Annotated in this window: 21 protein-coding genes, 1 tRNA gene and 1 riboswitch; of the genes, 16 read left to right on the top strand and 6 right to left on the bottom strand. The window is 46.9% G+C overall.

Annotation, left to right across the window (positions count from 1 at the left end; translation table 11 throughout):
• Nucleotides 1-64: 64 nt before the first annotated feature.
• Nucleotides 65-1,927, top strand: a complete 1,863-nt coding sequence (locus HMPREF2675_RS09485; protein ID WP_070814879.1) for a Pycsar system effector family protein — start codon at nt 65-67, stop codon at nt 1,925-1,927.
• Between the two features lie 140 nt (nt 1,928-2,067).
• On the opposite strand, the gene HMPREF2675_RS09480 is transcribed toward HMPREF2675_RS09485, so the two are convergent.
• Nucleotides 2,068-2,667: a CDP-alcohol phosphatidyltransferase family protein gene (locus tag HMPREF2675_RS09480; RefSeq protein ID WP_070814878.1), complete on the bottom strand. Its 600-nt coding sequence runs from the start codon at nt 2,665-2,667 to the stop codon at nt 2,068-2,070.
• 71 nt (nt 2,668-2,738) lie between these two features.
• Nucleotides 2,739-2,784, top strand: a riboswitch (PreQ1 riboswitch).
• 3 nt (nt 2,785-2,787) lie between these two features.
• Between HMPREF2675_RS09480 and queC the strand changes: the two genes are divergently transcribed.
• On the top strand, nt 2,788-3,447 hold the full coding sequence (gene queC / locus HMPREF2675_RS09475; protein WP_070814876.1) for a 7-cyano-7-deazaguanine synthase QueC: 660 nt from the start codon (nt 2,788-2,790) through the stop codon (nt 3,445-3,447).
• A 96-nt stretch (nt 3,448-3,543) separates the two neighbouring features.
• On the opposite strand, the gene HMPREF2675_RS09470 is transcribed toward queC, so the two are convergent.
• Complete coding sequence (locus tag HMPREF2675_RS09470) at nt 3,544-4,605, bottom strand: L,D-transpeptidase (RefSeq protein ID WP_070814874.1); 1,062 nt, start codon at nt 4,603-4,605, stop codon at nt 3,544-3,546.
• A gap of 138 nt (nt 4,606-4,743) precedes the next feature.
• Between HMPREF2675_RS09470 and rlmD the strand changes: the two genes are divergently transcribed.
• The 9 genes from rlmD (at nt 4,744) to HMPREF2675_RS09425 (ending at nt 13,367) form a co-directional block, all read left to right on the top strand.
• Nucleotides 4,744-6,069, top strand: a complete 1,326-nt coding sequence (gene rlmD, locus HMPREF2675_RS09465) for a 23S rRNA (uracil(1939)-C(5))-methyltransferase RlmD (protein ID WP_070814873.1) — start codon at nt 4,744-4,746, stop codon at nt 6,067-6,069.
• Nucleotides 6,070-6,193: 124 nt separating this feature from the next.
• Nucleotides 6,194-7,669 carry a 23S rRNA methyltransferase gene (locus HMPREF2675_RS09460; RefSeq protein WP_070814871.1) on the top strand — a complete coding sequence of 492 codons (1,476 nt, stop codon included), beginning with the start codon at nt 6,194-6,196 and terminating at the stop codon, nt 7,667-7,669.
• Between the two features lie 23 nt (nt 7,670-7,692).
• Nucleotides 7,693-8,796, top strand: coding sequence for a response regulator (locus tag HMPREF2675_RS09455; RefSeq protein WP_070814869.1), 1,104 nt, complete (start codon nt 7,693-7,695; stop codon nt 8,794-8,796).
• A 10-nt stretch (nt 8,797-8,806) separates the two neighbouring features.
• Nucleotides 8,807-9,343, top strand: a complete 537-nt coding sequence (locus HMPREF2675_RS09450; RefSeq protein ID WP_003748733.1) for a GTP-binding protein — start codon at nt 8,807-8,809, stop codon at nt 9,341-9,343.
• A 1-nt stretch (nt 9,344) separates the two neighbouring features.
• Nucleotides 9,345-9,986, top strand: a complete 642-nt coding sequence (locus HMPREF2675_RS09445; protein ID WP_070646666.1) for a peptidase M23 — start codon at nt 9,345-9,347, stop codon at nt 9,984-9,986.
• A gap of 39 nt (nt 9,987-10,025) precedes the next feature.
• Nucleotides 10,026-10,385, top strand: a complete 360-nt coding sequence (locus HMPREF2675_RS09440; RefSeq protein ID WP_070460119.1) for a roadblock/LC7 domain-containing protein — start codon at nt 10,026-10,028, stop codon at nt 10,383-10,385.
• Between the two features lie 96 nt (nt 10,386-10,481).
• Nucleotides 10,482-10,557, top strand: a tRNA-Asn gene (locus HMPREF2675_RS09435).
• A gap of 198 nt (nt 10,558-10,755) precedes the next feature.
• Nucleotides 10,756-11,547 (top strand): fimb protein, encoded by a 792-nt coding sequence (locus HMPREF2675_RS09430; RefSeq protein ID WP_070814868.1) that lies wholly within the window; start codon nt 10,756-10,758, stop codon nt 11,545-11,547.
• Nucleotides 11,548-11,807: 260 nt separating this feature from the next.
• Nucleotides 11,808-13,367 carry a TerC family protein gene (locus HMPREF2675_RS09425; RefSeq protein WP_070814866.1) on the top strand — a complete coding sequence of 520 codons (1,560 nt, stop codon included), beginning with the start codon at nt 11,808-11,810 and terminating at the stop codon, nt 13,365-13,367.
• A 64-nt stretch (nt 13,368-13,431) separates the two neighbouring features.
• Here HMPREF2675_RS09425 and HMPREF2675_RS09420 read toward each other — a convergent pair whose 3' ends face one another.
• Nucleotides 13,432-14,535: an anhydro-N-acetylmuramic acid kinase gene (locus HMPREF2675_RS09420; RefSeq protein ID WP_070814864.1), complete on the bottom strand. Its 1,104-nt coding sequence runs from the start codon at nt 14,533-14,535 to the stop codon at nt 13,432-13,434.
• 153 nt (nt 14,536-14,688) lie between these two features.
• On the opposite strand from HMPREF2675_RS09420, the gene HMPREF2675_RS09415 reads away from it, so the two are divergent.
• Nucleotides 14,689-16,263, top strand: coding sequence for an inorganic phosphate transporter (locus HMPREF2675_RS09415; RefSeq protein ID WP_070814862.1), 1,575 nt, complete (start codon nt 14,689-14,691; stop codon nt 16,261-16,263).
• Between the two features lie 337 nt (nt 16,264-16,600).
• On the opposite strand, the gene HMPREF2675_RS09410 is transcribed toward HMPREF2675_RS09415, so the two are convergent.
• From HMPREF2675_RS09410 to secA, 3 genes are all read right to left on the bottom strand, one after another.
• Nucleotides 16,601-17,038 (bottom strand): ProQ/FINO family protein, encoded by a 438-nt coding sequence (locus HMPREF2675_RS09410; RefSeq protein ID WP_049331130.1) that lies wholly within the window; start codon nt 17,036-17,038, stop codon nt 16,601-16,603.
• Nucleotides 17,039-17,155: 117 nt separating this feature from the next.
• Entirely contained in the window at nt 17,156-18,256 is a 1,101-nt protein-coding gene (gene aroC / locus HMPREF2675_RS09405; RefSeq protein WP_070814860.1) for a chorismate synthase, read from the bottom strand.
• A gap of 128 nt (nt 18,257-18,384) precedes the next feature.
• Complete coding sequence (gene secA, locus HMPREF2675_RS09400) at nt 18,385-21,138, bottom strand: preprotein translocase subunit SecA (protein WP_070814859.1); 2,754 nt, start codon at nt 21,136-21,138, stop codon at nt 18,385-18,387.
• 154 nt (nt 21,139-21,292) lie between these two features.
• Between secA and HMPREF2675_RS09395 the strand changes: the two genes are divergently transcribed.
• From HMPREF2675_RS09395 to HMPREF2675_RS09380, 4 genes are all read left to right on the top strand, one after another.
• Nucleotides 21,293-21,715 carry a DciA family protein gene (locus HMPREF2675_RS09395; RefSeq protein WP_070814857.1) on the top strand — a complete coding sequence of 141 codons (423 nt, stop codon included), beginning with the start codon at nt 21,293-21,295 and terminating at the stop codon, nt 21,713-21,715.
• 291 nt (nt 21,716-22,006) lie between these two features.
• On the top strand, nt 22,007-22,585 hold the full coding sequence (azu, locus tag HMPREF2675_RS09390) for an azurin (RefSeq protein ID WP_070814855.1): 579 nt from the start codon (nt 22,007-22,009) through the stop codon (nt 22,583-22,585).
• Between the two features lie 85 nt (nt 22,586-22,670).
• Complete coding sequence (locus tag HMPREF2675_RS09385) at nt 22,671-23,180, top strand: hemerythrin domain-containing protein (RefSeq protein ID WP_070814853.1); 510 nt, start codon at nt 22,671-22,673, stop codon at nt 23,178-23,180.
• A gap of 33 nt (nt 23,181-23,213) precedes the next feature.
• A complete protein-coding gene (locus HMPREF2675_RS09380; RefSeq protein ID WP_003748707.1) occupies nt 23,214-23,834 on the top strand; it encodes a glucose-6-phosphate 1-dehydrogenase family protein in 621 nt (206 codons plus the stop codon).
• The last annotated feature ends 8 nt before the right edge of the window (nt 23,835-23,842 follow it).

Below are 23,842 nucleotides of genomic sequence, written 5' to 3'. Positions count from 1 at the left end.
AATGAACTAAATATGTTTTTTATTTTCCATTTAATTCAAAGTGTTTGATGTTGGGAGTCATGATATGGATTTGAATGATTGGAAGGAAAATGGCCGGCAGAAGCAGATGGGCGACCAAGGCAAACCTTTAAACGACGGCACATCTGCAGAATCCCAACAGGATGTTGATTTGTGGGATCACAAGCAAAACGGTGTTGTTGAAAACGAAGTTGAGGTTGTGGCTGACGCGGTAGAAATTCAGGAAGCAGTAGAAGGTCAGGATGTAGTTGAACATCCTGAAATGCCGTCTGAAAAAAACGAGAAGAAGGCCAAACGCAAAAAAGACAAGGCGAAAAAGAAAAAAAATAAAGCCGAGGATTTGAATGCGTCTGATCTGTTGGGTACGAATAAGGGCGTGGAAACCATGTTCCGCAATGCCGTACGCTCGGAGATGGAATTGTTGGCGCTGGCGGCAACCAAAGCAAATATTATGATTTCGCTGAATGGTTTTATTGTTTCTGCGCTGATGATTTCGGGCGCGTTTATTTTTTCATCGTCGCCCGAATTTTTGATTCCGGCCAGTACGTTTATGATTACTGCCGCAGCATCTATCGTGTTTGCATTGCTTTCTGCTTCGCCGGAACGTATCGGTAAAATGCAGGCGGCGCGTACATGGTTTAAGGATTTCATCCGCGGCCGTTCGAAACTGCGGGATTTGAAAACCCGCCTCAGTAGTACCGAAACGCGCTTTTTTGGCGGCAGCCAACCCAATATTTTGATTTATGAAGACCGTGTGAAACTGCAAAAAGATCAATATTGGGAAATGATGCAGGAGATTATGGGCGATCGTAAACAAATCTATGAAAAGATGAGCGACCATCTTTACTGGCTCGGTTTGTTGGCGGATAAACAGTTCAAATACATTAACTTATCTTACGCGGTATTCCGCTGGGGCTTGCTGGCTTCGCTGGCGGCATTTATCGGCGTAAAAACATTGCCGTCATTGCTGATGCCTCCGGCCAACAACGCGGCAGAGTTGCGTTCGCTGGGTATCAATATGTTTAACGGCGTATTTGAGCCTTCCGCCGTACAACAGCTTCCGGACGGTAAGTTGCTGATCGCGGAAGATGAACCCAATCATGCGTTCAGTATCATCAGCATTGATAAAACCGGTAGATTTGTGGAAGACGAGGCATTGGATACGCGCGTGATTACCGGTTTCAAACGCCGTCTCAGCGACTTGGAGGCTTTGGCTCGTGACGATGAAGGCTTTATCTACGCGCTGACTTCACACTCGCGCACCCGTAAAGGCAACCGCTCGCCTGACCGCGAACACCTGATGCGCTTTAAAATCCAAGACGGCAATGTGTTGGGGCTGACCAGCTACGATAATCTGACGCAAGTTTTGGAAACCGATCACAAGCTGCATGATTTGATTCGCGAGCGAACCAAGGCAGAGGTTTCTTTTGAAGAAATCAATATTGAGGGCATGGCGTTTGATCCGGTGAAAAAACGTCTTGTTTTGGGGTTCCGTGATCCTGAGTTCAACAACATGGCTTTAGTTGCGTTTATCAGCAATCCGAAAGATGTGTTCGAGCGTAATGCCAAACCTGAGTTTGATGAAGTGGCCGTGATTGATATTGATGGCGGCGGTATCCGTTCCCTCAACTATGATCCTGTGTTGAAAACCTACGTTATCGCCAATGAAGTGAAGGATGAGAATGGACAGAAATTCTCACAACTGTGGACTTGGAGCGGTAATCCGACCGATGAACCGCAAAAAATCTCTTTGCCTAATCTGCAACACATTACCAACGTTGAAGCCGTCGATTCGATTACCGTTAACGGCAAGCCTCAAATGATTTTGATGGGCGATGAAGGCAATGCTTCGCAGAAAATTACTGCCAAGTATATGTTGGTAGATTACAGTCAGCTGGGTAAACAGTAAGTTATCTTGGCTGATGGATAAAAGGCCGTCTGAAACCGATAGTTTATGGTTTCAGACGGCCTTTTTTGTTTTCAGTAAAACAGGTTGATGGGTTTGAATACTCTAATCAATGATGATTAACCCAAGAACGTGGACAAGTTTCAGACGGCCTTCAAGCCATTGATGACACGTTTGTAGCAGGTATAAACCAATGCCGCGCAGGCCAGCCACATAAGGATATAGAAAAGCGAATGGAAGCTGCCGGCAATTGCATACCATACTGCCAATGCGCCGATAAAGAATGCGCGATCGCTTTTGCCGAATGGCCCGTCATAACGACGGCCGTTGCCATGAACTTGTCCCAAAACGCCGCAAAATTCAGTCATTGCCGCCAGCCAAATAAACAGGGCAATTTGTACGCCGCCGAAGGGTGTAATAAAGGCAAAAGGCAGGTATAAAGCAGCATCGGCGGCAATATCGGTGATTTCATTCAAATAACCACCTAATGCCGATTGATGGCCGAACTCCCGTGCCAACATGCCATCCATCGCATTCAGCGCCATGCGGACAAACAACCAGATCGGCAAAAGCCAGAATAATGTGGATATACCTGCAAACAATGCTAAAAGCAAACCGATCAAAATGGAAACGGCGCAGGCAAACAGGGTAACCTGATTGGCAGTAATGCCTTTTTGATACAGTCGCTTAACAATGGGGCGCAACAGGTTTTGAAATTTTGGTTTCAGGGCGTAGATGCTCATAATTATGCTATATAAAAGAAAATGAAGTGCCGTGATTATAGACGAAATCCGTTATAATCCGTCAATCTTCGAATTACGCGGTTCGCAAACCTCCCGCGTTAACAAAACTAGGAATTTACTATGGAAAAACAGCAGGCCCTCGTTATTTTTTCGGGCGGGCAGGATTCAACAACCTGCCTGATTCAGGCAATTCAAACATATGGCCGTGAAAATGTGCAGGCCATCACTTTTCAATATGGGCAACGCCACGCCATCGAATTGGAGCGCGCGCGTTGGATTGCCCAAGATTTGGGCGTGAAGCAGACAGTACTCGATTTGAGCCTGATGCAACAGATTACGCATAATGCCTTGATGGATGATACGGCATCCATTGAAACAGCTTCAGACGGCCTGCCCAATACATTTGTAGATGGACGCAATGCTTTGTTTTTGCTGTACGCCGCCATTTACGCCAAAGGGCAGGGAATACGCCATATCATTGCCGGCGTGTGCGAAACCGATTTTTCCGGTTATCCCGACTGTCGCGATGTGTTCGTCAAGTCGATGAATGTTACGCTGAATCTGGCTATGGATTACGCTTTTCAAATCCACACGCCCTTGATGTATTTAACCAAAGCGCAAACTTGGGCATTGACGGATGAAATGGGTGTGTTGGATTATATTCGCGAGCATACGCATACCTGTTATAACGGTGTGGTCGGTGGTTGTCATGAATGTCCGAGCTGTATTTTACGCGAGCGTGGTTTGTCAGAATATTTGGAAAGCAAAAAGGCCGTCTGAATTAAGAGAGACATAATATTTCCAATATCCAGTTGTACGAAAAGGCCGTCTGAACAATTCGTTTCAGACGGCCTTTGGCTATGTATTTTGTTCTGCTTAGAACAGCAAATCTGCCGGTTCGCTGCTTGCCGGAGCATCTTTCACAGGAGAAGAGGCAGGGGCAGTAGCCGGTTCGGAAGCGGCTTTAGGTGCGGAAGCAGGAGCATCGGCCGGAGTGGTTGCTGGTTTGACAGCAGGTTTTGCCGGTTTCACCGGAGTCGGACGAACGCTTTGTTTCGGTTCGGATGCTGCCTTATTTGTATCGTCGGTAGCATCAACTTCGATTTCAGTGCCTTGAGGCAATACCACATCTTTAGCAGGAGCCGGTTTCGGCATGACTTTAGGTTTGCTGTAAGCATCCGTGCCGCTGGTCCATGCCAAAGATTTCAAAGGCGATTTGAGTTTCACGCCTTTGGCGCAGGTCAGACAGTTTGCTGCGCCGGTGCGTCCTTTCAGGATTGCATCCACACGCGCGGCAGGAATGGTTTTACCGTGCGCTTTTGCCCAAGCGGCAATGCTTTTTTTCAGGGCAGCCGTATCAAGGTTTTTCTTGTCGTATGGGTCACGATAGGCAGCCAGCCATAAGTTTTGGTTGGCATCTTCGTTCAGGCTCGCCATTTGGTAGATAACGGAGGCAGGAGAACCTGTTGCGATGGTTTTGGCAAATTCCAATGCATCAGGCGATTTCATGCGCACGCAACCATGGCTGCGGACGCCGGGTACGCTAGCAGGGGCATTGGTGCCGTGAATACCCAGGCTTAATTTGGGGTCGCCAAGACGGACAAATACGGGACCCAGCGGATTATTCGGGCCCGCCGGTACGCTTTTTACGCCGTCATTGCGTTCTTTTTGGATGGATTTAGGGATGTGCCAAACCGGGTTGTAGGCTTTGGCGCCGATTTTGTGTTCGCCCAGTGTGGTTTGGGTCATGGCTTTGCCGACGGCAACAGGATAAATTTTGCTCAGTTTGCCGTTGTCGTAGAGGAACAAACGCTGTTGCGTAATATTGATAACGACGTGTTGTCCGGAAGAGGCGGGGGAGACGTCTGGAATAAGTGTGTTTGCAGCAGCGGCTGAAGTTAAAAGGGCGGCGGTCAGGCCGAACAGTATTTTTTTCATGTCGTCTTTTTTGTAGGGTTTGAAATGAAAGTTTTTGGCGCATGATACCTGAAACTCTGTGTTTTTGTGAGAAAATATGCGCTTTCGGTATTGGAAGACAGTCAAACGGTCGGGTAGCGGCTGAGTGGCGGAAACGGTATGGGTGTGAAAGAACAGTATCAAGAGACGGAAGTTTTTTCTTTGGATTATGAGGGCAGGGGTGTTGCCAGAGTCGATGGGAAGACTGTATTCATCGGCGGTGCGCTGCCTGGGGAGCGTGTAACGTTTACCATTCATAAAGAGAAAAAACAGTTTGCAGAGGCTCAAGTTGAAAAGGTTTTGAAGGCTTCTTCCGAACGTGTCGAACCAGCCTGTTGCTATTTTGATACATGTGGCAGCTGTTCGCTTCAACATGTTTCATTCGGAGCGCAAGTTGCGTTAAAGCAACGGATTTTGGAAGAGCAGTTGGAACGGATAGGTAAGGTCAAGCCCGAAATAATTTTACCCCCTTTATATGGTTACTCCTGGTATTATCGCGATAGAGCACGTTTAAGTGTTTCGATGGATAAGCAAGGCCGTCTGAAACTCGGTTTTCAGGCCCAAAAAAGCCATGATGTCGTCAATATCCGCCATTGCCATATTTTGCCTAAGCATGTGTCCGATAGATTGCCTGATGTCCGCAATTTGCTGCAAAAGCTGCATGATGACGGTGTAAAAGTGAAATTTGTTGAGTTTTATTGCGGAAAAAATGTGACAGTGCTCAACATTCGTTTCGTAAATCAACCGTTTGGACAAATATTAAGCGAATTGCGTAATTGGTTTGATAAGATATTGTCGGGTGCTGAAAAAGCATGGCAAATATGGCTGCAGGATCATGCCGAGTCCTTGCCGTTTTACCCTGAGAACGCGCCTACCCTGAACTATACTTTTGCTCAATTTGATGTGGAAATGCCTTACAAACCCGGTGATTTTACGCAGATTAATGCGCAGCTGAATGAAGTGATGGTGGCAAGGGCCGTCAGGCTTTTAAACCCTCAAAAAGGGGAACGGATTGCTGATCTGTTTTGCGGTTTGGGTAATTTTAGTTTGCCGCTGGCAAAAAGTGGCGCATCGGTTGTCGGTATTGAAGGTGCCGATTATTTGGTCGATAGGGCAAGGGAAAATGCACGACTGAATCGTTGTGCCGAGAATATGATGTTTTCTGTTGCAGACTTATTCGATACCGATGAAAAGACTGTTGAGTCGTGGGGGCAATTTGACAAGATGTTGCTGGATCCGCCGAGAAACGGAGCTTATGCTGTTGTCAAATCGCTACGCAAACCGTTTTTGCCTCAGAAGATAGTATATGTTTCGTGTAATCCATCAACATTTGCACGAGATGCCGGTGTCTTGGTTGATAAGGGCTATAAGTTTAAGGCGGCAGGAATCATGAATATGTTTGCACAAACCTCGCATGTTGAATCCATCGGTGTGTTTGAGTTGTAAATTGGTATCAAGTCCTTTATGTGAGTAGGGTTTTTAATGTAAAAATGGGTGCGTTCATGTTATCATCATTTGTTTGGGGAATTAATAACGTTGAAGTTGCGTGTAAAGCAACAGATGTTAATAAATGCAGTTTGCAGCACAAGACCGGGAGGTGTTCTTGAACTATCAACTTTTAACTATTTTTTTGCTGGTGCTTTTTTTGCTGGTGTTGGTTTTTGTTCGTCATAAACAAAGTAACAATTCAGACAAACAAAGCGCACATGCATCAAAAAGCGGCCGTACATCTGCTGCTCATACAGCCTCCTCTGAGGATGGAAACGACTGGATTGAGAAAGTCAACCAGACAGTTTCCAATGCGGATAATCAAGACTGGGAATGGGGTGGAAGCGGCTCAAACGATGCAACAGCTTCTGTTTCCGCACAAGAAGTCGATCCGTTGACCGAATATCAGGTTTATAAACAGTTTGGCTATGAGAGCAAAGCAGCAGAGTCTTTGGCCGGTTATCTCAATACTTTGGAAGACGGCGCTCCGGAAAAACTGGTTCATGAATTAATCGGTTTGAATCTGCGAGTCGGTAATATCGACATGCTGGCGGATACGCTTGAGCGTCATAGTGCCTCACTTTCAGAAGACAGCGTAGCCGAATACCTGAAAGCCGGTCTGGCTTTGGACTCTACTAACCTGCGCCTGCGTGTTTTTGCCGAGCGTTATCTCGGTTGGAATATGCAGGAAGTGGACCGTCAAATTGGCGAACAAAGCGGTTTGGAAGTTGCTTCCTACGAACATATTGCTTTTGAGAGCGATTCGGTTGAACGCATTGTCGTTCCTGGTATGGGCAAACATGCGCCTATCGTATTAGGTAAGAAAGATTTTGGCGAAATCAGCCCTGAAGAGATGGGTGCGGTTATTGGTTTTGCCAAACCGGAACGCAGTGCAAAAATCCTGAAAGACAAGATTAGCTACGAGACTGCTTTGCATCAATACAACAAAGCAATCCAAACTTCTGCGAAGCCTGCTGGTCTCATTATCGATGCCTTGCGTCTGGATTATCAGAATGAAGAAGTAGGGCAGTTTGCCAAGCATCTGTGGAAGCTTTACCACTCTTTGGGTCAATATGGCCGTCAAGTAAAAGAACGTATGCTTGGTTGGGGTTATAGCCTTGGTTATCACGAAATTTTTGATGATTTGGAAAAAGGGCCGTCTGAACAGCAAATTAAAGAGATTGGCTTGAAACGCGGTTATATCCAGCCAAGTTCTTTGCAGATGAAAGCCAAATATCGTGAGTTGGTTCAAAAAGACTCTTCAGTCATCAGCGCGAGCTCTTCACCTGCAGATGAAGCCGTGAAAGAAGTCGAATCTTTGTTGGCCTATGGTCAGTTGGATTTGGCCATCGGTACTTTGGAACAGGCTGTTTTGCAGTATCCTCAAGAATCGCAGTTATACATTATCTTGTTTGATTTGTACGAACGCGTTGAAGATTGGGGACGTTTGGAACAATTTCTGCGCTTGTTGCGTGAACGTGTTGTCAGCCTGCCTGAAGAGGTTGTCTTGGCAATGAGCCGTCTCTTGCAACGAATGAACCAATATTCAAAAAAATAAGATAATCGTAGAAAGTACGAGTGATGAATAATCATTTACCAAAAATTAAAACCATACGGGTTATGTTACAGGAGATGGGTGAGCAACAGCAGGCGGTATTCCGTATGGCATTTAAAATGCACAATACGACGAATTACGTCATCGTTTCTCCCGATTCTGATGAAAAACCGGATTTGGTATTGGTTGATACCGATACTCCGGCAGGTGTAGAAGCTTGGAAAGAGTCGAAGAAAACTTATCCGGAAGTGCCTGTGGCTATGTTTTCTTCCGAGTTGCCGACAGTAACGACTCCTTATTTGGCTAAGCCGGTCAAATTCGATACCTTGTTTCCTGTTTTGCGCAGCCTGGCTCAAGGCGGCAATGTTTTTGAGCCGTCTGAACAACAAACGGCCGAAGAGCATAAAAGACAATCAAATTCCGATGGCACAAGAAAAGCAACCATTCGTCGATTTAATCCAAATAAAGGCTTGTTGGGCGCGCTGAAATTTGCCAGTCAAGGACACCAAGATATTGCAGTCTTGCATGAAGGTAAGCCGATATTAATCGTGTTTCCTAGTATCCAGCGAGTACTGCTGACAGTCAGTGCCAATGAGTTGGAGAAATTGTGTAAGAACGATAACTTGGCTGTCGTGTGTAAGGCTGTTCCTGATAATCCTCAATGGAAAGAAAAAGCCAAAGTCACCATTATGTCATGCTTGTGGCAAATGGCTATTTGGACTGCATCAGGCCGTCTGATTTATCCGATGACGCCGCAAACTGTTTTTACACTCAAGCGGTGGCCAAACTTAACCCGTTTAGCACATGTTCCGGAATCTATGCGTCTGTCGGCATTTCTGACAAAAACGTCTGTTAATCTGAACATCCTCTATAAAGTTATGCCTTTAGAAATGCCTGATATTTTAAATTATTTATCGGCAACATATATGACAGGCTTTTTGGCAACAGATACAGAGTTTGCAACTGATGCGAACAATACGCCTTCGTTGAATGAACAGATTGATGTGAATAGCAAAGACGTACCTGAAACAGCAATGAGCAAAGAGGCTCAAAAAATTGCCGGTCCGTCGAAAGAACAACCTCGCGGCCTGTTGCAACGCCTGATGCGTAAGTTGCTGGGCAAATCGTAAAGGACACGTCATGAAAGAAAATAAAATTATCTTTACCGGTCCTGTTGGCGTAGGTAAAACCACCGCAATTTCAGCTTTATCTGATGAACCACCGGTTCAAACAGATGCATCCGCATCCGATATGACACTTGTCCGCAAGGGGTACACGACTGTGGCGATGGACTACGGTGTCATTCATTTGGATGAGGAAACCAAGGTTCATCTGTATGGTACGCCTGGTCAGGAGCGTTTTAATTTCATGTGGGAAATTCTGAGCCAAGGCAGTATGGGCTTGGTGCTTCTTTTGGATAATACAAGAAGCAATCCATTGAAAGACCTGCAATTCTTCTTGGATGCATTTCGGGAGTTGCTGAAAAAAGCGCCTCTGGTTGTAGGGGTAACAAAGATGGATATCCGATCCTTACCAAGCGTGGATGTTTATCAAAAATATTTAGCACAGAATAATTTTAATGTACCGGTTTTTGAGATTGATGCGCGTCGAGAAGACGATGTAAAACAATTGGTTACTGCCATGTTGTTCTCAATTGACCCCGGATTAGAGGTATAAGATGGAAGCGACACTTTCTTTACAAGCAAATTTATATCCTAAGATTACACCGGCGGGTGCGTATTATGCTGTTTCAAATGATACGCCCAGTGCCAGCAGAACTTTATTGTATGGCCTGTTGCGTGCAGAGCCGTCTGAAACCATCAGCAGCGAAAAAATCTTGGCATGGGCGGATACCAGCGACATCAATACCGCTTTGAACCTACTGTATCGCCTCCAACGCTTGGAATTTTTGTATGGTGATGAAGAAATCAGCACAGACGATATCCATTTGACTGACGAGCAATTGCCTACATTGTTGGAACAGTTGTCTAATTCTGGCAAAGCTTTATTGGCTGATGAAAACGGTTTGTATTTTGCCAATGCTAATTTCCATCACGAGGCTGCGGAAGAGTTGGGCCTTTTGGCGAGTGAAGTGGCCAAAATGGAAGACAAACACCGTCTTTTGATTCGCAATAACCTGCATATCAATAATAGTGCATGGGGTATTTGTGATCCTTCAGGCCAAAGTGAATTGACCTTTTTCCCCCTGTATATTGGCATGACCAAGCTGATTTTGGTAATTGGCGGAATGCCTGACTTAAATAAAGAGGCTTTTGTTACTTTGGTTAAAGTGCTGTACCACCGATACGGCAGCCGTTGATTTTTGCCTGACCGATATTTATTTTAGAATGGAGCGACTATGCAACAACTATTAATCTCTGTATTAAGCGATTTGAACAATACCTCTGCTGATATCACTGCTTCTGCAGTTATTTCTACAGATGGCCTGCCGATCGCAACCATGCTGCCTTCCCACCTGAATGCAGACCGTGTAGGTGCGATGTCGGCAACGCTTTTGGCATTGGGTAATCGTTCCGTACATGAGTTGGCTTGCGGTGAGTTGGATCAGGTAATGGTTAAAGGTAAAAATGGCTATATTCTGTTGAGTCAAGCAGGTGAAAATGCAGTGTTGGTATTGATGGCAAAAGAAAGCGGTAAATTGGGCTTGATTTTGTTGGATGCGAAACGTGCGGCCAAACAAATTGCTGAAATCTTATAAAGTTTTATAAATTAAAAAGATATAAAATATTTTTGTTTTTATATAGATTGTTGCTTGACAAGTTTCTGATATTTTCTATATAATTCCATCTTTAATTCCCCGATAGCTCAGTCGGTAGAGCGACGGACTGTTAATCCGCAGGTCCCTGGTTCGAGCCCAGGTCGGGGAGCCAAATTTTAAAACCACCATCTTGTATGGTGGTTTTTATTTTATCTATTTATTGGTATTTTAAACATATTAATAATGCGTGGTGAGATGGTTGCAGTTAATGCTTCAATTTTCAGACGGCCTACCAGCATATTTAAATATCTCATTTATTTTTTAAGCTATACATAATATTTATAGAAGAAATAATATCTTATTGTTATCTATGGAAAACGCACATACATTACATTCTTCACCACGCTTTCGGTTCGCATTAAAAAATGCGGCATGGCATTTGTTGATTAGTCTGATTTTGGCAGGATTGGCCGCTTTGTTGGTATTTGGAGTTTGGTATCCTTATCCGTATGCCGAACTGACAGGCGGATTGGCTTTATATAAACTGGTCATTTCAGTAGATATTGTTTGCGGCCCGTTGCTGACTTTGATTCTTGCCAGCCCGAGCAAGAAACTTAAAGAGAGGATTATTGATTTTTCCTTAATCGGCATGATTCAGCTGGTTGCTTTAATTTATGGTTTGTACAACGTATCTTTGGCGCGTCCAGTGGTTTCCGCATTCGAAACCGATAGGATAAATGTGGTAACTGCTGCAGAAATTGATGTCAATGACTTGAGCCATGCTCCGAAGGATTTGCAGGGTTTATCTTGGTTTGGCGTGCGTCGTGTTGGGTTACGTGAAGCAATGAGTCCAGATGAGGCTAACCAAAGTCTTGATTTGTCTTTGAAAGGTATTGAACCGAGTATGAGGCCTTCTTGGTGGTTGCCAGATTCGCAACAGGAACGTGAGAAAATTCGTAAGGTAATGAAACCGTTGTCTGTCTTGGTAAAAGCCCGTGGCATGAGTGAGGAATCAATTTTTAAACAGGCTTCATTGGAAAACAATGGGAAAGAGTTGTATTTCTTGCCGTTTACCAGTGCGCGAAGTAAAGAATGGGTTGTGATATTGAATGATCAGGCAGATTTCTTGGGTTATGCGCCGATTGATGGTTTTATCAAGTAAGAAAAGGCCGTCTGAAAGCTGGTAAGTGATGGTATAGACTGTTTTTAAAAGAAAATATGCTGTCAGACTTTGCCTTTCTTTCGTCAAACTGATAAACTGTTTGCCATTATTGTTGACCGAGGCATAAAATTTTCATGAAAGACGCAGAGCAGAGTAGTTGTTATACCGCTTCTTTCCCTTTATCTATGCCCGAAATTTGGCAGTCTGTCCGTTTTAAGCGGAACGGCTGCCTTTTTGTATTTTAAAGGAACGCTATCATTATGGATTTCAGTTGGTTGGCCGAGCCGCATACTTGGATAGGCTTTGCCACGCTTCTGGTTTTGGAAGTTGTTTTAGGTATTGATAACCTTGTTTTCGTAGCGATTTTGGCAAACAAGGTTAAACCGTCGCAACGTGATAAGGCACGGATAACGGGCTTGGGTTTGGCCGTAGTTATTCGGATTTTTATGCTGGGCTTTATGGCGCACATCATGACGCTGACTCGACCTTTGTTTGAGTTGGGCGGCTTGGAGATTTCCGGTAAAGACATGATTATGTTTGCCGGCGGTATTTTCCTGCTTTATAAAGCGACTACTGAGCTGCACGAACGCCTTGAGGGCCACAATCAATTTGCGGTTGCTGAAGGACAGAAGAAGCATTCTTCTTTTTGGGGCGTTGTGGCGCAAATCTTGATTTTGGATGCAGTTTTCTCTATCGATTCTGTTATTACGGCAGTGGCGATGGTGGATCATATTGTGGTGGCAATGGGTGCGGTTGTTGTGGCGATGACGGTGATGATTTCTGCCAGCAAACCGTTGACTGCCTTTGTGGACAAGCATCCGACCGTTGTGATGTTGTGTTTGGGTTTCTTGTTGATGATTGGTTTCAGCCTGATTGCGGAAGCCTTCCATTTCCATATTCCGAAAGGCTATTTGTATGCGGCGATCGGTTTCTCGATTTTGATCGAGCTGTTTAATCAGGTTTCGCAAAAGAATGCCCGCAAAAATGACTACATCAGTACTTCTTGGCGTAAGCGCACCGCTGAAAATGTGTTGGGTATGATGGGTATCCGCGAAAGCATTTTGGCAAAAGCAGGAGATAACGGCGGCGATGACGAGCATTTTGAAGAAAACGAAAAATCCATGATTCGCAGCGTGCTGACTTTGGCGGAGCGTCCGATTATGGGCGTGATGATTCCGCGTCGGGAAATCGAGAAATTGGATATTTCCCAAAGTCGGGAAGAACAAAATGCGCAGTTGAAAAATACGCCGTATAGCCGTTTGTTGGTTGTTGGTAAGGCAGGTGTAGATGAGCCTTTGGGCTATATCAGTAAAAAAGATTTACTGAACCAGCTGCTTGAATCGGGAGAAATCAATATTCAGACGGCCTTGCGCCAACCATTGATTTTGCCGGACAGTACGACGGCGTTGAATGCGATTGAATTGTTCCGTCAAAGCAGCGCGGATTATGCCTTGGTGGTGGATGAGTTTGGTGCGGTGTTAGGCATGGTAACCATGAAAGATTTATTGGAAACCATTGCCGGTGAGTTCCCCGAAGAGTTTGAGCGTGAGGAAGAAGAAGCTGCTCCAGCCAGTCAGGATGAAACGCTGTCTGTGGATGGTGCATTGGAGTATGTGGAATTGGCTTCACAGTTAAATCTGCCTGCTCAAGAGGAAGACGCGGACTTTCATACCGTTGCCGGTTTGATTATGGAAGAATTGCAAAGTATTCCTGATGTGGGCGATTTTATCAATTACCATGGCTGGCGTTTTGAAGTGGTTGAAAAAGACGGACAACGGATTGCCCGTGTGAAAATCAACCGTTTGCCAGAAGAGGAATAAGTGAAGAGTTAGTATGGTAAAGGCCGTCTGAAAATGTTCAGACGGCCTTTTTATTTATCCGACTTTAGTTGCCGTAATGTCCCGAGCCTAAAATTCGGTGTGAATGTGCGCCCGTCGCATGGTAGGGATTGCTTGGAACTTGATTGCACCAACAGGCTGCAAGCCAGGCAAAAGCGGCGGCTTCGACCCATTGCGGGTCAAGATGGAGCTTGGCTGTACTGTGCAATTTGGTGTCGGGAGAAAACAGGGTTTCCAAGTCTTGCATCAATACCGGATTGCGGATGCCGCCGCCGCAGATATAAAGATGATGAATCTCCGGAGTAGCTTGTTTGGTCGCGTCAAAAATGGTTTGTGCGGTATAAAAGACCAATGTGCGTATCACATCTTCCGGCTTTTCATTACCTTTCAGACGGCCTTGAAGCCAGTTTAGGGAAAACAACTCTCGGCCTGTACTTTTCGGATAGGGGCGGCTGAAGTAAGGATGGTCGAGCAGGGAAGCGAGCAGGTCAGGGAGGATTTCGCCTTGTGCGGCTTTTTCCCCGTTTTTGTCGTAAGGCTGTTGCCAGATATGTTGCATCCATGCATCCATCAACATATTGCCGGGGCCGGTATCGAAACCGAAAGAAGGGCTGTCGGGCGGGAGGATACTGATATTGGAAATGCCGCCAATGTTGAGTACGGCACGGGTTTCATTCGCATCTCGAAACAGCGCTTCGTGAAAAGCGGGGACGAGGGGCGCACCTTGGCCGTTGCAGGCAAGGTCGCGGCTGCGGAAGTCGCCGACAGTGAAAATGCCGGTCAGTTCAGCTAACAGGGAGAGGTTGACCAGTTGAATGCTGTAACCGTGTTCAGGTGCATGGCGGATGGTTTGTCCGTGGCAGCCGATTGCGGCAATGTCTTTGGCCGACAGGTTTTGCTCTGCCAACAGTTGTTGGACGGTTTGGGCGTATAGGCGGCTGAGTGTTTGTGCCAGAATATTGCTTCTGTGCAATTCATTTTCGCCTATGTCTTGCAGTGCCAACAATTCTTGGCGCAGGCCGTCTGAATAGGGTAGAAAGCTGTGGGCGACAGCACGTTGCCATTGCTTGCCCTGCATTTGAATCAGTACGGCATCGGCACCGTCCATGCTGGTTCCGGACATGATGCCGATATAGTATTGGGGTTGCATTTCGGTTACAGAAAGAGAAGGTAAAATGACATTTTAACGCCTTTTGACGTTTTTACGGGAATTTCGGCATTTAATGTAAATAGTTGGTGCAAGAAAGATTACAAAGAGGTTAAAATAACGTGACTCAACATGTTTTCCAAAAGGAAACTTTCCATGGCTCAAACTCAGTCGAGTGCGAACTTGAAGCTGATTAATACGGCTTTTGCCGCCATGCTTGTGGGCATGGTCGGCTATTTTATTTATTGGGGCTTGGGTTATACCCATTACAACCACTCAGTCCTGTTTATTCTTGCTACCTTTTTCGGCGTCTTTATGGCGTTTAATGTGGGTGGTAACGATATTGCCAACTCTTTCGGTACAAGTGTCGGCTCCGGCACATTGACCATTCCGCAAGCTTTGCTGATTGCGGCAGTATTTGAAGTCAGCGGCGCAGTGATTGCCGGTGGCGAGGTAACAGATACCATCCGTAAGGGTATTGTCGATTTGAATGGCATGCATCTGGATCCGATGCAGTTTGTCTTTATTATGATGTCTGCGCTTTTGGCTGCGGCATTGTGGCTGCTTTTCGCATCACGCAAAGGTCTGCCGGTTTCCACTACACATGCCATTATCGGCGGTATCGTCGGTAGTGCCTTGTGTATGGCGGCATTGAACGGTGTGGATTCCGTTGCGCTGATTCAATGGGACAAGTTGGGCGAAATTGCCTTGTCTTGGATTTTGTCTCCGGTATTGGGTGGTATCGTTTCCTATCTGTTGTTTTCACGAATTAAGAAAAACGTTTTGGACTACAACTCTTGGGCCGATAATACGCTCAAAGGCATCAAGCTGGAGAAGAAAGCCTATAAAGAAGAACACCGCCTGTTTTTTGAAGCCTTGAGTGAATCTGAAAAAGTCGAATACGCCACCAAAATGGCGCACGATGCCCAAATTTATGATGAGCCGGACTTTGATCCTGAAGAATTGCAGTCTGAGTATTATCGCGGTCTGCACCGCTTTGACAGCCGTAAGGGCGAAGTAGATTCTTACAAAGCCCTGCACTCTTGGGTGCCGTTTATCGCTTCTGTCGGCGGCATGATGATTGCGGCCATGTTGATTTTCAAAGGTCTGAAAAATCTGCATTTGGGCATGAGCAACGTCAACAGCTTCCTGACCATTTTCATGATCGGTGCGGCTATTTGGATGGGTACGTTTGTATTTGCCAAAAGTTTAAAACGCAAAGATTTGGATAAATCGACTTTCCAAATGTTCTCATGGATGCAGGTATTTACCGCTTGCGGTTTCGCATTCAGCCATGGTGCGAACGATATTGCCAATGCGATTGGTCCGTTTGCCGCGATTATGGATGTGTTGCGTACCAACAGCATTACCGCTCAAAACGCCGTGCCGCCAATTGCCATGTTGACTTTCGGTATCGCTTTGATCGTCGGCTTATGGTTTGTCGGTAAAGAAGTGATTAAAACCGTAGGCACCAGCTTGGCAGAAATGCATCCCGCGTCAGGTTTTTCTGCAGAGCTTTCTGCCGCCGCCGTCGTGATGGCCGCATCATTTATGGGCTTACCTGTTTCTAGTACCCATATCTTGGTGGGTGCAGTTTTGGGTATCGGCTTGGTTAACCGCAATGCCAACTGGAAGTTGATGAAACCGATCGGCCTTGCTTGGGTTATTACCTTGCCTGCCGCTGCCGTTTTGTCTGTTGTCAGCTATTTGGTTTTACAAGCCGTGTTTTAATTGGCTATTTGATTTCAAAAGGCCGTCTGAAAGATAGATTTCAGACGGCCTTTATTTATTTTTGTAAGGGGTAGATTTGAGTTTGTTTTAGCGATGTATAAATCATGCTGTTCAATGTTTGAACTGATACAAGAGTAATCAAGGTAATAGAGAAATACCTTATTGGGAATATTTTAGAAAAGATTTTGGTTCGTAGTGAGGGCAAATAAAGCTATTTTTAATCAGCCCACTATAAGGTTAAGGTAATAAAAAAGCCCCAATTCATCGACGTTAAAGATGTCGTATTGAATTGGGGTCTCTATTTATTTAGTGCAAGCCTTAGCAGGCCGTCTGAACATTATTCAGCAGCTTCGTTGGTCTCAGCTTGTGCAGGAGCCGCTTCTGCTTCAGCGGTAGCCTTAGCGGCTTGGCGTTCGGCTTGTGCAGCCAATGCCTGTTGAACGGCTGGGTGCTGTTGGGCGATGGTTTGTTCTTCTGCGCTGACTTCGCCTTTGAAGCGGTTGTTCAAGTCAAAACGTTTACCGCCGCGAGCCAGGGCTTTCAGATAGCGCGGACGGCGGCAGTGGTTGGCCAGTACGCGTGCAATCAGTGCAGGGTCGTATTGGGGTAGGGCGGCAACCAAGTCTTGGTCGATGCCGACGGCCAACGGTTTGAATCGTTTGAATACATCATATTTGCCGTAAATGTGGTCGGCAATCATGTCTGTCTGTTTTTTCTTGCTCATAGTTTGGACGGCAGATTTCAGCGCAGCGCCCAAAGCGGTTTCTTGTGCCATTGCGGTTGTATTCCTCTAATATAAATCCGTATTTTCGTCATACGGCAATAAGGTGCTATTGTAGTATAAAGACTGTGATTTGGCTAAATTTTTCTGAGAATATTCAGAAATAAACGGTTATTTTTCCAATTTGGCAATGTCTGGTGTATTAACCTGAACATCGGCATTTTGCGCGCGATGGCGTAAGGCGTGGTCAATCAATACCAAGGCCAGCATGGCTTCTGCAATCGGAGCGGCGCGTAATCCGACGCAGGGGTCGTGGCGGCCGTGTGTGGCAAGTTCGACAGGGTTGCCTTCTATATCAATACTGCGGCGCGGTGTGGCGATGGAACTGGTCGGTTTGATGGCAATATTCACATGAATGTCTTGTCCGGTGCTGATGCCGCCCAAGATGCCGCCTGAGTGGTTGGACAGGAAACCTTGAGGCGTGAGCTCATCGCCATGCTCACTGCCGCGTTGCGTTACGCTATTAAAACCTGCACCGATTTCTACGCCTTTGACGGCATTGATGCCCATCATGGCGTAGGCAATTTCTGCATCGAGGCGGTCAAAAACCGGTTCGCCCAAGCCGACAGGGACGTTAACCGCTTCGATATGCAGTTTTGCGCCGACGGAATCCAATGCTTTGCGCACGCTGTCCATATAGTTTTCCAAGTCCTCAATTTGGCTTTGGTTGGCGGCAAAAAAAGGATTTTGGGAAATATATTCGTAACCTTCAAACTGGATTTCTTTTTCACCGACTTGGGTGACGTAGGCGGTAATTTCCGTGCCGAATTTTTCTTTCAGCCATTTTTTAGCGACTGCTCCGGCAGCAACGCGGGCAGCGGTTTCGCGGGCGGAACTTCTACCGCCGCCGCGATAGTCGCGTGTACCGTATTTGTGCCAGTAGGTGTAATCGGCGTGACCAGGGCGGAAACTGGTGGCGATATTGCCATAGTCTTTGCTGCGTTGGTCGGTATTACGGATCAGGAGGGCGATGGGGGTGCCGGTGGTTTTGCCTTCGAATACGCCGGAGAGGATTTCGACTTGGTCGGCTTCGCGGCGTTGGGTAACGTGGCGGCTGGTGCCGGGTTTGCGGCGGTCAAGGTCAAACTGGATATCCGCTTCGCTCAATTCTAATCCGGGCGGGCAGCCGTCAATGATGCAGCCCAAGCCTGCGCCGTGGCTTTCGCCGAAAGTGGTAACGGTAAAGATTTGTCCGAAAGTATTGCCTGCCATAGGGATACTCTTTTGAAATTGGATTTGGAAATTTTTTGTTTGGATAATTCTCAGGCCGTCTGAACAGACGTGAGAACGAAATCAAAGATTCTCGTTTCACTGTTCAGACGGCCTTTTGAATTGACTGCTTAGTTCAATTTACCGTGGCACTGTTTGTATTTCAGGCCGCTGCCGCAAGGGCAAGGATCGTTGCGGTGAACAATCAGGCCGTTTTGTGCAAGCGCTTCAGGGCTGAAGTCGGTACCGTCAGGATCGAATGCTTCGGTTACCAAATCGGTTTGCGATTGGCCGAGCAATTCTTCCATATCGGGCGCGTCGGAGTGGACGGTTTGAACATCGCTGACGCTTTGTGCGGCAGTGTGGTCGTATTCACTGTTGCGCTCGATTTGAACGGCAGTCAGCAAAGCGGCAATGTTTTGTTTGATGCTGCGCCACAGGTTTTCAAACATGATGAAAGCTTCACGTTTGTATTCTTGTTTCGGATTTTTCTGAGCATAGCTGCGCAGATGGATGCCTTGGCGCAGGTAGTCCATGGCGGCGAGGTGTTCGCGCCATTGGTTGTCGATAACTTGCAGCATAACGTTGCGTTCGAAATCCGACATGGCTTGTTTGCCGACCAATTCAACTTTCTCGGCATATTCGTCTTCGATGCGTTTGATGAGGCGCTCTTTAATGTCTTGGTTGTCCAAAGTACTGTCTTCTTTCAGCCAGCCTTTAATATCGACATGCAGGCGGAAATCGGCGGCAAGTTGGTGCTCAAGTGCCGGAATGTCCCATTGCTCTTCCATGCTGTCAGGCGGGATGTGGTAGTCAACCAAGTCGCTGATAACGTCGGCGCGGATTTCGCGGGTCAAATCGCTGACGTCTTTGCTGGTCAGGATTTCGTTGCGTTGATGGTAAATCACTTTACGTTGGTCGTTGGCAACGTCATCGTATTCCAAAACCTGTTTACGCATATCGAAGTTGCGGCCTTCGACTTTACGTTGCGCGCCTTCGATTTGACGGGTCAGCAGGCCGTGTTCGATGGCAACGCCGCGCTCGGGTGCCAGGCGGTTGAGGATGGCGGCGGCACGGTCGAGTGCAAAGAGGCGCAGCAATGGGTCTTCAAATGACAGGTAGAAACGGCTGGAGCCTGGGTCGCCCTGACGGCCTGCACGACCGCGCAATTGGTTGTCGATACGGCGGCTTTCGTGGCGTTCCGTACCGATAATGTGCAAACCGCCTGCGGCCACAACTTGGTCGTGTTCGGTTTGCCAGCCGCTTTCAAGGGCGGAAATTTGCGCTTGTTTTTGCTGTTCGCTCAGGGTTTCATCGGCGTGGATGGCTTCGATTTGATGTTTGAGGTTGCCGCCCAAGACAATGTCGGTACCGCGGCCTGCCATGTTGGTGGCAACGGTAATCGCGCCGACTTTACCGGCTTGGGCCACAATCAATGCCTCGCGCTCGTGTTCTTTGGCGTTCAGAACGTTGTGCGGCAGACCGGCTTCGTGTAACAAACGGGAAACCAGTTCGGAGTTTTCGATGCTGGTGGTACCGACCAAAACCGGTTGGCCGTTTTTGTGGCATTCGGCGATGTCTTTGACAACGGCTTCAAATTTTTCTTCGGCCGAGCGGAAGATTTGGTCGTTGAAGTCTTTGCGTTGTACCGGACGGTTGGTCGGGATGATGACGGTTTCGAGGTTGTAAATGCTTTGGAACTCGAAGGCTTCGGTGTCGGCCGTACCGGTCATGCCGGACAGTTTGCTGTACAGGCGGAAGTAGTTTTGGAAGGTAATGGAGGCAAGCGTTTGGTTTTCGCGTTTGATTTCTACGCCTTCTTTGGCTTCAACGGCTTGGTGCAAGCCTTCGGACCAACGGCGGCCGGCCATCAGACGGCCTGTGAACTCGTCCACAATCACGATTTCGCCGTCTTGAATGACGTAGTGTTGGTCTTTGTGGAACAGAGTGTGCGCACGCAATGCCGCCATGAGGTGGTGCATCAGGGAAATATTGGCGGCAGAGTAGAGCGAGTCGTTTTCCTGTAACAAGCCCATTTGGGTCAGGATTTGCTCGGCGTGTTCGTGACCGGCTTCGCTCAGAATAACTTGGTGTGCTTTTTCGTCCACCCAGTAATCGCCTTCGCCTTCTTCGGTTTCTTGGCGGATAAGGTGGGCCGGAACGGCATCCATTACGCGGTAGAGCTGGATGTTGTCATCTGCCTGGCCGGAAATAATCAGCGGCGTACGCGCTTCGTCGATCAGAATGGAGTCCACTTCGTCGACAACGGCAAAGTTCAATTCGCGCTGAACTTTGTCGTATTGGTCGGTAACCATATTGTCGCGCAGGTAGTCGAAGCCGAATTCGTTGTTGGTGCCGTAAGTAATGTCGGCACCGTAAGCGGTTTGGCGTTCGAAAGGTTGCAAATCGGCTACGATCACGCCGACGCTCAAGCCTAAGAAATTGTACAATGGCTCCATAATGCCTGCGTCACGGGAGGCGAGGTAGTCGTTGACGGTAACGACGTGTACACCTTTTCCTGACAATGCATTCAGGTAAACGGCAAGGGTGGCCACCAATGTCTTACCTTCACCGGTACGCATTTCGGCGATTTTGCCGTTGTGCAGGACCATACCGCCGATCAGCTGTACATCGAAGTGGCGCATGCCCAATACGCGGCGGGATGCCTCGCGGCAGACGGCAAAGGCTTCAACCAAAATATCATCTAGCGTTTGTCCGTCAGCGAGGCGTTGTTTGAATTCGGCGGTTTTGGCCTGTAAATCTGCGTCGCTCAACGCTTTCATCTGTTCTTCGAGTGCATTGATTTTAGCAACGGATTTACGATATTGTTTCAGCAGGCGGTCGTTGCGGCTGCCGAAGATTTTCTTAGCAATGTTTGTCAGCATGAATAATTCCTGCGCCTTGATATAATAGTGGGCGAAATTGGGATTTTAACACAAGCGCTTGTATAACGCGGTAATGCTGTTTGAAATAAAGGCGGTTTTGCTGTATTTCAATTGTAATTGTTTGGTTAATTTACTGAGAGGCCGTCTGAAACATATGGATTTAGCACAATTAGGCAAGCGCGATCATTTATTGGCGGGCTTGTTGCAACAATCGCAACAATGGCGGAAATTGGATGCAAAAATCAAAACGGTTTTGCCGGTCAACCTGCATCCGCATTTTCAGACGGCCTGCGTAGAAGACGGAAGGCTGGTTTTGCTGGCCGCCAACAATATGGCTGCTTCGCGTTTGAAAATGATCCTGCCCGCCATGTTGCCCAAGTTGCAAGCATTGCATGACGGAATACGGGAAGTGGTGGTCAGGGTAATTCCCAAGCCTCCGACTCAGCCGAAAACCAATAGTTTGCGATTGAGCGAGGCAGCTTTAGACAGTTTCGATGAGGCGGCAGCCAAATTGGAAGGCAAACATCCCGAATTGGCGGCGGCATTGGCAGAATTGGTGCGCAAGCACAGCAGTTAAAATCATCCCAGATGAGATTAATGTTAATAAATGTTAAAAATTATATCGTTCGGCTGATAGCATCTAATACTAAAGAAATACGACCTAAAAAGTATCTGTTTTCTTTTAGGTAAACTGATGTAAACTTGGCTTGAAACTTTGATTTCGTGTGAAGTTTGTAGCAAAATAACGCCTGAATTTCACATCACGCTATGCGGATAAATTTTAGTTTGGCGTTTGCCTTTTATTAATATATTCGCGTAGTGCTATTAATAGAACTTAACAAAACTCTCATCATTAGGAGATACATCAATGAAAGCTTATCTGGCTCTGATTTCCGCTGCCGTTATCGGCTTGGCTGCATGCTCTCAAGAAGCTGCAAAACCTGCTGAAGCCCCTGCTGCTTCTGCCGCTTCCGAAGCTGCGCCTGCAGAAACTACTGCGCCTGCTGATGCAGCCCCTGCTTCTGAAGCCGCTCCGGCAGACGCAGCCGCTGCTCCTGCAGCCGGCAACTGCGTGACTACTGTTGAAGCCAACGACGCTATGCAGTTCAATACTAAAGAAATCCAAGTAAGCAAAGCTTGTAAAGAATTCACCATCACCCTGAAACACACCGGTACCCAACCTAAAGCCAGCATGGGTCACAACATTGTGATCGGTAAAACTGAAGACATGGACGGTATTTTCAAAGATGGCGTTGGCGCAGCTGACACTGACTACGTTAAACCTGACGACGCACGCGTTGTTGCCCACACCAAACTGATCGGTGGCGGTGAAGAATCTTCTTTGACTCTGGATCCTGCCAAACTGGCTGACGGCGAATACAAATTCGCTTGTACCTTCCCAGGTCACGGCGCTTTGATGAACGGTAAAGTTACTTTGGTTGACTAATCCGCCTAAAGCTCGAAAACAGACAGCCTGCCTTGCGCAGGCTGTTTTGTTATAATCTGGAAACATTAATTTAAGAATAAATCCTATGAATCCGTTTGAAACCAAAAGTGTTACTTTTGCCGAACCCATTGAAATGCTGTACGCCTGTCATGGCAAAGTGCGCCGTTTCTGCAGCCAGGTTGCCATGTTGTCGGACTATATTGCCGAAAACGGCTGCAATCAAATCGTTTTGCAAACCATCCGCCAGATTGCCCAATATTTTAATGTCGCCGCGCCATTGCACCATGAAGACGAAGAAGAAAATTTCTTCCCGCTTCTATTGCAATATGCGCCGCAAGCTCAAGAAAGCGTTGACGAGCTTTTGCGCCAACATATCAGCCTGCACAACAACTGGGCGGCAGTATCCGCCGAATTTACCAAACTCGAAGTAGACAACGCCTATGTCCCCGATGCGGAAGCGTTCAAACGCTTTGTCGCAGGATATGATGTCCATCTGGCGATTGAAGAGCCGCTGTTTGATATGGGCAAAACCTTTATCCCCAAAGAAAAACTGACCGAAATCGGCGAAATTATGGCTGCACGCCGCCGCAAATAAGGCCGTCTGAAACAATCGTCTCAAGGATATATTATGCTGACCCCAAAAAGTTGCGATTTGTTCAATATTCCCTTTTTCCAATTTTCCCAGCTTAAAAAATACCAGCCTGAAAGTATTCCGCAAATCAAGGCAGACTATAAAGAAAACTGGCAGGTATGGCAGCAGCTGATCCAGCAGGTTGCCGCCGAATTGGGTGCGCCGTTTGCGCCGCCGCATATCGAACGCTGGTGTAACGGCTGGCAGGTCCGCGCCCATTTCTTTGCCTATTTCAAATACGAACAATATAAAAATTCCGCAGCAATTTTATCGATTTTGCTCAACCGCCGCCGTTTGAGCGTCAGCTTGGATTGGCACTGCTATAAAGCCGATGTTTCCCCCATTGCGCTACCTGATTACAACCGCTGGCTGGATAATTTTGATACCGAGAAATACGCTTCCTTCGATATGTGGCACGGCGCGGAAAGCGAATATGACGATTATCGAACCGTCGCCCAACAAAGCGACGGCGATAGAAAGCTTCGAGACGACAAAGATTTCTTCTGTATCGGCAAACACATCGAACGCGATGATTTGGGCAAGCAGGATGTCGCGAAATGGATAGTGGAAACAGTGGAAGAATTACTGCCGCTGTATGAAGCTTGCCATGGAAAATAACTCAGAAT

The sequence above is a fragment of the Neisseria sp. HMSC061H08 genome, assembly GCF_001836795.1.
Taxonomy (GTDB): domain Bacteria; phylum Pseudomonadota; class Gammaproteobacteria; order Burkholderiales; family Neisseriaceae; genus Neisseria; species Neisseria subflava_A.
The sequence above is the reverse complement of the archived record's forward strand: the minus strand, read 5'-3'. Positions and strand labels throughout refer to the sequence as shown.

Coding starts and splice junctions, on each gene's coding strand:
- HMPREF2675_RS09425 (WP_070814866.1), top strand. CDS start 11,808: ATGGATTTCAGTTGGTTGGCCGAGCCGCATACTTGGATAGGCTTTGCC.
- HMPREF2675_RS09470 (WP_070814874.1), bottom strand. CDS start 4,605: ATGAAAAAAATACTGTTCGGCCTGACCGCCGCCCTTTTAACTTCAGCC.
- azu (WP_070814855.1), top strand. CDS start 22,007: ATGAAAGCTTATCTGGCTCTGATTTCCGCTGCCGTTATCGGCTTGGCT.
- HMPREF2675_RS09485 (WP_070814879.1), top strand. CDS start 65: ATGGATTTGAATGATTGGAAGGAAAATGGCCGGCAGAAGCAGATGGGC.
- HMPREF2675_RS09430 (WP_070814868.1), top strand. CDS start 10,756: ATGGAAAACGCACATACATTACATTCTTCACCACGCTTTCGGTTCGCA.
- HMPREF2675_RS09415 (WP_070814862.1), top strand. CDS start 14,689: ATGGCTCAAACTCAGTCGAGTGCGAACTTGAAGCTGATTAATACGGCT.
- secA (WP_070814859.1), bottom strand. CDS start 21,138: ATGCTGACAAACATTGCTAAGAAAATCTTCGGCAGCCGCAACGACCGC.
- rlmD (WP_070814873.1), top strand. CDS start 4,744: ATGGGTGTGAAAGAACAGTATCAAGAGACGGAAGTTTTTTCTTTGGAT.
- HMPREF2675_RS09395 (WP_070814857.1), top strand. CDS start 21,293: ATGGATTTAGCACAATTAGGCAAGCGCGATCATTTATTGGCGGGCTTG.
- HMPREF2675_RS09445 (WP_070646666.1), top strand. CDS start 9,345: ATGGAAGCGACACTTTCTTTACAAGCAAATTTATATCCTAAGATTACA.
- aroC (WP_070814860.1), bottom strand. CDS start 18,256: ATGGCAGGCAATACTTTCGGACAAATCTTTACCGTTACCACTTTCGGC.
- HMPREF2675_RS09385 (WP_070814853.1), top strand. CDS start 22,671: ATGAATCCGTTTGAAACCAAAAGTGTTACTTTTGCCGAACCCATTGAA.
- HMPREF2675_RS09420 (WP_070814864.1), bottom strand. CDS start 14,535: ATGCAACCCCAATACTATATCGGCATCATGTCCGGAACCAGCATGGAC.
- HMPREF2675_RS09455 (WP_070814869.1), top strand. CDS start 7,693: ATGAATAATCATTTACCAAAAATTAAAACCATACGGGTTATGTTACAG.
- HMPREF2675_RS09380 (WP_003748707.1), top strand. CDS start 23,214: ATGCTGACCCCAAAAAGTTGCGATTTGTTCAATATTCCCTTTTTCCAA.
- HMPREF2675_RS09440 (WP_070460119.1), top strand. CDS start 10,026: ATGCAACAACTATTAATCTCTGTATTAAGCGATTTGAACAATACCTCT.
- HMPREF2675_RS09480 (WP_070814878.1), bottom strand. CDS start 2,667: ATGAGCATCTACGCCCTGAAACCAAAATTTCAAAACCTGTTGCGCCCC.
- HMPREF2675_RS09460 (WP_070814871.1), top strand. CDS start 6,194: ATGCAGTTTGCAGCACAAGACCGGGAGGTGTTCTTGAACTATCAACTT.
- HMPREF2675_RS09410 (WP_049331130.1), bottom strand. CDS start 17,038: ATGGCACAAGAAACCGCTTTGGGCGCTGCGCTGAAATCTGCCGTCCAA.
- queC (WP_070814876.1), top strand. CDS start 2,788: ATGGAAAAACAGCAGGCCCTCGTTATTTTTTCGGGCGGGCAGGATTCA.
- HMPREF2675_RS09450 (WP_003748733.1), top strand. CDS start 8,807: ATGAAAGAAAATAAAATTATCTTTACCGGTCCTGTTGGCGTAGGTAAA.